General features: G+C 38.0%; 6 protein-coding genes and 1 tRNA gene. 3 read left to right on the top strand and 4 right to left on the bottom strand.

The features are described 5' to 3' along the window. Positions 1–221: 221 nt before the first annotated feature. Positions 222–304: transfer RNA gene (locus ACEN4N_RS07790), tRNA-Leu, on the top strand. A 64-nt stretch (positions 305–368) separates the two neighbouring features. On the opposite strand, the gene ACEN4N_RS07785 is transcribed toward ACEN4N_RS07790, so the two are convergent. Next, a complete protein-coding gene (locus ACEN4N_RS07785) occupies positions 369–2,549 on the bottom strand; it encodes a Tex family protein (protein WP_407093979.1) in 2,181 nt (726 codons plus the stop codon). Between the two features lie 10 nt (positions 2,550–2,559). Further along, on the bottom strand, positions 2,560–3,264 hold the full coding sequence (locus tag ACEN4N_RS07780; RefSeq protein ID WP_407093978.1) for a metallophosphoesterase family protein: 705 nt from the start codon (positions 3,262–3,264) through the stop codon (positions 2,560–2,562). Positions 3,265–3,482: 218 nt separating this feature from the next. Between ACEN4N_RS07780 and ACEN4N_RS07775 the strand changes: the two genes are divergently transcribed. After that, positions 3,483–4,946, top strand: a complete 1,464-nt coding sequence (locus ACEN4N_RS07775) for an NCS2 family permease (RefSeq protein ID WP_407093977.1) — start codon at positions 3,483–3,485, stop codon at positions 4,944–4,946. 141 nt (positions 4,947–5,087) lie between these two features. Here the strand turns inward: ACEN4N_RS07775 and ACEN4N_RS07770 are convergent, their stop codons facing one another. Together ACEN4N_RS07770 and ACEN4N_RS07765 are read right to left on the bottom strand one after the other, a co-directional pair. After that, the gene (locus tag ACEN4N_RS07770; protein WP_407093976.1) at positions 5,088–5,228 is read right to left on the bottom strand and encodes a hypothetical protein; all 141 of its coding nucleotides are present in this window, start codon (positions 5,226–5,228) and stop codon (positions 5,088–5,090) included. A gap of 2 nt (positions 5,229–5,230) precedes the next feature. Further along, positions 5,231–5,578 carry a hypothetical protein gene (locus ACEN4N_RS07765; RefSeq protein WP_407090306.1) on the bottom strand — a complete coding sequence of 116 codons (348 nt, stop codon included), beginning with the start codon at positions 5,576–5,578 and terminating at the stop codon, positions 5,231–5,233. A gap of 257 nt (positions 5,579–5,835) precedes the next feature. Here ACEN4N_RS07765 and ACEN4N_RS07760 point away from each other — a divergent pair, with 257 nt between their 5' ends. Beyond that, positions 5,836–6,234: a hypothetical protein gene (locus tag ACEN4N_RS07760; RefSeq protein ID WP_407090305.1), complete on the top strand. Its 399-nt coding sequence runs from the start codon at positions 5,836–5,838 to the stop codon at positions 6,232–6,234. Positions 6,235–6,337 lie beyond the last annotated feature (103 nt).

Genomic DNA, 6,337 nt, shown 5'->3' with positions numbered 1-6,337 from the left:
TAAAGACTTGAGTTATAAAAGAATCGAAAAGCGACATTTCCCCCATGGGGGAAACCCTATACCTAAAAGTCTAATGGGGTATGTCTTTTGAATAACAATAGTGTTGCATTTGATTTGACAACAGAGGAGATTTATATACTCTATTCTCTTCACTATGAAACATTGATTCCAAACTTCGTTTGTGCTATTATAAATCTTGTCCTTTAATTTAAGTAAAACACGCGATCGTGGCGGAATGGCAGACGCGCTAGCTTGAGGGGCTAGTGTCCTTAAGGATGTGTGGGTTCAAATCCCATCGATCGCATCATAAACTCAGTATATAAAAGAAACACGGTGACTTCGTTAGAAGCAACCGTGTTTTTTTGTCTTTACTCTTTATTAAAAATTCTCTTTAACCCAATGCGGCTTTTTTGACGATCTAAAGAAATGACTTCGACTTCAATAATATCTCCAACAGAAACGGCATCAGAGGGATGTTTGATGAATTTTTTAGAGAGTTTTGAGATATGTACTAAACCATCTTGTTTCACTCCAATATCAACAAAGGCTCCAAAGTCGACCACGTTGCGCACGACTCCTTGCAGTTGCATCCCCTCATCCAAATCTTCCATTGATAAGACGTCCGCACGAAGGACTGGCGCATCTTGCCCGTCACGTACATCTGCCGTAGGATGCATTAACCCATCTAGAATATCTGAGATAGATTCTTCACCTAAGTCGTATTGGGTTGCTAAGTCACTGGCTTTGAGTGATTTTAGTGTTTCAATCGCCTCTTCAGAACCAATATCATTTACGTTAACATTTGCCTGATTTAAAATATCTAAAGCCACTTTATAACTCTCCGGGTGAATACTCGTTTGGTCTAATGGATTTTCCCCGCCTAAGATACGCATGAAACCTACGGCTTGTTCATAAGTTTTAGGACCTAAACGTTTGACATCTTTAATTTGTTCACGACTTGAGAAGTGACCTATTTCGTCACGAAGTGCAATCACATTCTTAGCTGTGGCTGCAGTCAAGCCTGAAACGTGCTCCAATAATTGGATACTAGCAGTATTCAAATCGACTCCAACCTGGTTAACGGTAATGTTGACCACAAAGTCTAATTGTTGCGTTAAATCTTTTTGACTCACATCATGTTGGTATTGACCTACCCCCATAGATTTAGGATCAATTTTAATTAATTCAGCAATCGGATCTTGTAAACGACGAGCAATTGAAACCGCACTACGTTCTTCAACTTGGAAGTCTGGGAACTCTTTACGGGCAATGGCACTCGCACTGTATACCGAAGCACCCGCTTCATTAATCACGATAAATTGTGTGTCCAAGTTATGTTCTTTAATTAGATTTGAAACAAATTGTTCAGACTCACGACTAGCTGTCCCATTACCGATCGCAATGATATCCACATCGTGTTTACGGATAAATTCTAATAACTCGCCTTTAGCTGCTTGACGTTTAGGGCCTGCTGCAGGTTTATGTGGATAAATAACACCTTTATCCAATACTCGACCTGTTTCATTGATGATAGCTAATTTACACCCCGTACGGTATGCGGGGTCAAAGCCCATGACAACACGTCCTTTTAAAGGTGGTTGTAGTAAGAGGTTACGTAAGTTCTCACCGAAGACTTTAATCGCTTGTTGACTGGCCTCTTCCGTTGCTTCACTCCGCATCTCACGTTCAATGGCTGGTCCAATGAAGCGTTTATAAGCGTCTTCAACAGCCAATTGAACTAACTCTTTCTTGTCTTCATTTAACTCTTTAGGAATGAATCGATTCGACATATATTTAATAACTGGTTCAGTATCAACTTGAATTTTCACTGTGATGACGCCTTCTTTTTCTGCACGATTAATTGCAAGCGTACGGTGAGACATCAATGCCGTTAACGATTCGCTAAATTCATAATATTGTTGATACACTTTATTCTCATCTTTGTCTTCATCTTTAAGTGTAGTTGCGATTTTAGCATTATAGCGCGTGTATTTACGAATAAATTCACGGAACTGTGCGTTATCAGACACTTCTTGAGCTAAGATTTCATGTGCACCTGCTAACGCATCTTGTGCGGTTGGCACTTCATCGTTGATATATTTTTCTGCTTCTGCTTCTGGAGTTGCATCCGTTGCTTCAACTGATAATAACCACTCGGCTAATGGTTCTAGGCCATTTTCCTTCGCTGTCATCGCTTTTGTACGGCGACTTTGTTTGAACGGACGGTAAATATCTTCGACTTGTTGTAAGGTTGAAGATTTCATAACATTTCGTTCAATCTCATCGGTTAATTTTTCTTGTTCAGCAATTAAGCGAACGACTTCTTCTTTTCGCTCGCCCAATTGTTTCGCATAGGTATATTTTTGTTCGATATCGTGAATTTGAACTTCATCCAGTGATCCAGTTACTTCTTTACGGTAACGGGCGATAAATGGAATCGTATTCCCTTCACTTAATAAATTCAGTACCGCTTGGATTTGCTTGGAACTGATTTTTGTTTCTTGATTAATTTGTTTAATTAAATCTGCTGTATCAATAATTGTTGCCATTAAAAATCTCCTATCTTAATACTACGACATCGTTCACTTCTTCTCGATCAATGCGTAAAGCAATTAAGCTTCCGCCATAAACATTCCCACCATCGATACCCCATTTGCCATCACGTTGCCAAGGTTCGACGGATTCATGCAATGTTTGAACAGGTGTATGGCCGAAGATGATGTTGCGACCGGTCGTATTTTTTTCATAATGAAACCCTTCTCGAATCCATAAGAAATCATGCAAAGAAGTGTAACGCCAATCTGATTTAGTAAAGTCTACTCCTGCATGGACAATAATATGATTACCAAAAGTTGTGTAATAAACTAAACTTTCCAGCCATTCTATCAGCCACGGTTCTTTCTCAAGGAGTTTCTCCACTACTTCCTCCGGTGCTTGTGCTTCAACGTCTTCGATTTGGATTTGTAGTAATTGGGAAATTGTTGTTGCACCACCATTTTTCTTATAAAGTTTCCATTCTTTTCGTGGTTCAAGTAAATAATTTAAGAAAAGTTGTTCATGATTGCCTCGTAAAAGGATCGCATTATGCTCTTTTTGTAAAGTTCTTACGGTCTTTAACACAGAGTCCGAATTGGGTCCGCGATCAATATAATCGCCGACTAATATTAGTTGCTCTTCATCCCGGCGCCAATGAGATAACATGACCTCTAACGAATGATACATGCCATGGATATCGCCGATTACAAAAGCTTTTTCTTTTGTCATACTAAGTCACCTTCTTCCTACATATAATAGATTATATCATAATTGCCAACGAGTATATAATGAGCTACATATGTTGTGAATATTATTTTAGATGGATTTTTATCAAAAACACGAACGTTCATCTCAGAATATATACGAATCGTTTGTTTCGGTCTAGGCATTTCGGAAGTCCGTTGGTATACTTACTAGCGTAATAAACATCTTTTAGGAGGAAGAAAATGAACGCTTTAAATCGTTTTTTTAAGTTGGAACAACACAACACAACCGTTTCTACAGAAATTGTTGCGGGAATTACAACTTTCTTAGCAATGTCTTACATTATATTTGTAAACCCTAGTATCTTAGCATTATCTGGCATGCCTTCTCAGGCAGTGTTTCTAGCGACATTATTTGCATCAGCTATCTCGACATTATTTATTGGATTATTTGCAAATGTCCCTTATGCACTTGCACCTGGTATGGGTCTGAATGCATTCTTTACATATACAGTTGTCTTTGCTTTAGGTTTTACTTGGCAAGAAGCTTTATCCATGGTATTCATCTGTGGGATAATTAACGTATTAATCACAGTAACTAAAGTTCGTAAGATGTTAATCCTTGCGATCCCAGAATTTTTACAACACGCAATCTCAGCCGGTATCGGAGTATTTATTGGTTACCTTGGTATTAAAAATGCTGGCTTGTTACAGTTCACTTCAGATGCATCAAATATCGTCTCTGTGAATGGTCAAGCGGGCGGGACTGAAATTAACGGTGTCGTTGAATCAGTTGTCACAAGTGGTGGAATTTTACCTGAGTTAGTTGACTTAACTCAACCAACGGTTCTTGTTGTTATTATTGGATTATTCATTACAATTGCTTTAATGATTTTAAATGTTCAAGGTGCAATTTTAATTGGTATTATTGCGACAACTTTATTAGCGATGGTATTTGGCTTAGTTGATCTATCAACGGTTGATTTCTCTGAAAATACTTTAACGGATGCCTTTGTTGAACTGAAAGATACTTTCTTAGTCATCTTTTCATCAGCCGGCTTACCTTCCCTATTCTCTGATCTGTCAAAATTACCGGTCGTTATTATGACAATCTTTGCATTCAGTTTAGCGGATGTCTTCGATACAATTGGTACATTCATTGGAACAGGTCGTCGTACAGGAATCTTTACAGATAAAGATATTCAAGAATTAGAAGATTCAACAGGAATTACTTCAAAAATGGACCGCGCATTATTCGCCGATTCAATTGGTACTGTCTTTGGTGCGATATTTGGTACTTCTAATACAACGACTTACGTTGAGTCAGCTGCAGGTATCGGAGCTGGAGGTCGTACAGGATTAACTTCAGTTTCAACCGCTATATGCTTTATCTTAGCAGCATTTTTTGCACCAGTTATAAGTATTGTTCCGCCAGCAGCAACGGCACCAGCTTTAATTATTGTTGGTATCTTAATGGTTTCAAGTTTTGCTGATATTGAATGGTCTGATTTCTCGGTCGCTGTTCCAGCATTCTTCACTTCTGTCTTCATGGGACTGGCATATTCAATTTCTAATGGGATTGCAGCAGGTTTCATTACATACGGACTTGTAAAGATTGTTAAAGGCGAAGCGAAAGAGGTTCACCCTATCTTATGGATTTCAATGGGTCTATTCATCCTAAACTTTATCGTTACGGCGTCATTCTAATTGAATTACCCTTCTATATACTTTACCTCTGTAGAGCATTTAACCGTGCTTTACAGGGGTATTTTAGTTTTAAAAATAATCTTGACACACAAAAAACTCCGGACACAGACTTTCTCTGTTCCGGAGTTTAATATTATTACTTTACGTAGTTTTAGAGTTTGTAATTGCGACTAACCATGACGCACCGCCAACAACTCCTAAGATTGTCATTATGATCCTAGCCGTATTGCAACCACCACTTACATCCACAATCCCTGCAACCGCTAATGAACCAATCGCCATACCTAATTGTTGAGCTGATTGACCATAACCATAGGCATTAGAATACTCTTTTGTTGGGAAGATTGAATTTGAGAAATACTGTAACTTACAAGTCCGATAATAGACGATATAATACCCATTAAATAAGTCTTATTAAAATGTGAACCTGATAAATTTTTTGAAACGATAGATGAAACAAAAATCCCAATTCCTAGAACAATCACATTATTAATTGCTAAGGCACTGTTACTGATTCCCAATTCTATTGCAACTGATGTTTGGAATATATTGGTTAGAATCGCAATGACAATCCAGCAGCTGTAGAACATTTTCTCGTTTTTTAATTCATCATACGATTTTTTTACAATCATAGCAGAAAACCCCTAATTCAGAACACTTTTTTCACATTTTTTATAAAAAAGCCATCATTATGGCTTTTATGTAATTTATTTGCTATCAAGTTACATCAGTGTTTATTTATAAATTGGTGATATAAGTCTGATATCTATCGGCGCATGATAGATAAAGGTAGCTGTCTGGGACACCTATAATATGCTTAATTTGAAGAATACCGTTAATTTAAATTAGCTGTAACTAATAAGGATTCCTTTTGTAACTTAAGACAAATGTGAGTGCCGTTTGGCTTGAGCTAGGTCAACTAAAGACAAATGGCGTTACTGTTTGGCTTGAGTTAGGTCAACTAAAGACAAATGGACTTGCCGTTTGGCTTGAGCTAGGTCAACTAAAGACAAATGGCGTTACCGTTTGGCTTGAGTTACCTCAACTAAAGACGAATGGACTTACCGTTTGGCTTGAGTTAGCCCATCTAAAGACGAATGGCGTTACCGTTTGGCTTGAGTTAGGTCAACTAAAGACAAATGGACTTGCCGTTTGGCTTGAGCTAGGTCAACTAAAGACAAATGGCGTTACCGTTTGGCTTGAGTTACCTCAACTAAAGACGAATGGACTTATCGTTTGGCTTGAGTTAGCCCATCTAAAGACGAATGGAGTTATCATTTGTCGCTAGTTTAATCTGAATCGCACAAATATTTAAGATTCACAATCCTAAAAGCAAAAAACACCCACTAAAATTTCAGTGAGTGTATTTGTTATCTATTCTATTGTTGCGG

This window comes from Ruoffia sp. FAM 20857 (assembly GCF_045528645.1).
In the GTDB taxonomy this organism is placed as follows: domain Bacteria; phylum Bacillota; class Bacilli; order Lactobacillales; family Aerococcaceae; genus Ruoffia; species Ruoffia halotolerans.
The sequence above is the reverse complement of the archived record's forward strand: the minus strand, read 5'-3'. Positions and strand labels throughout refer to the sequence as shown.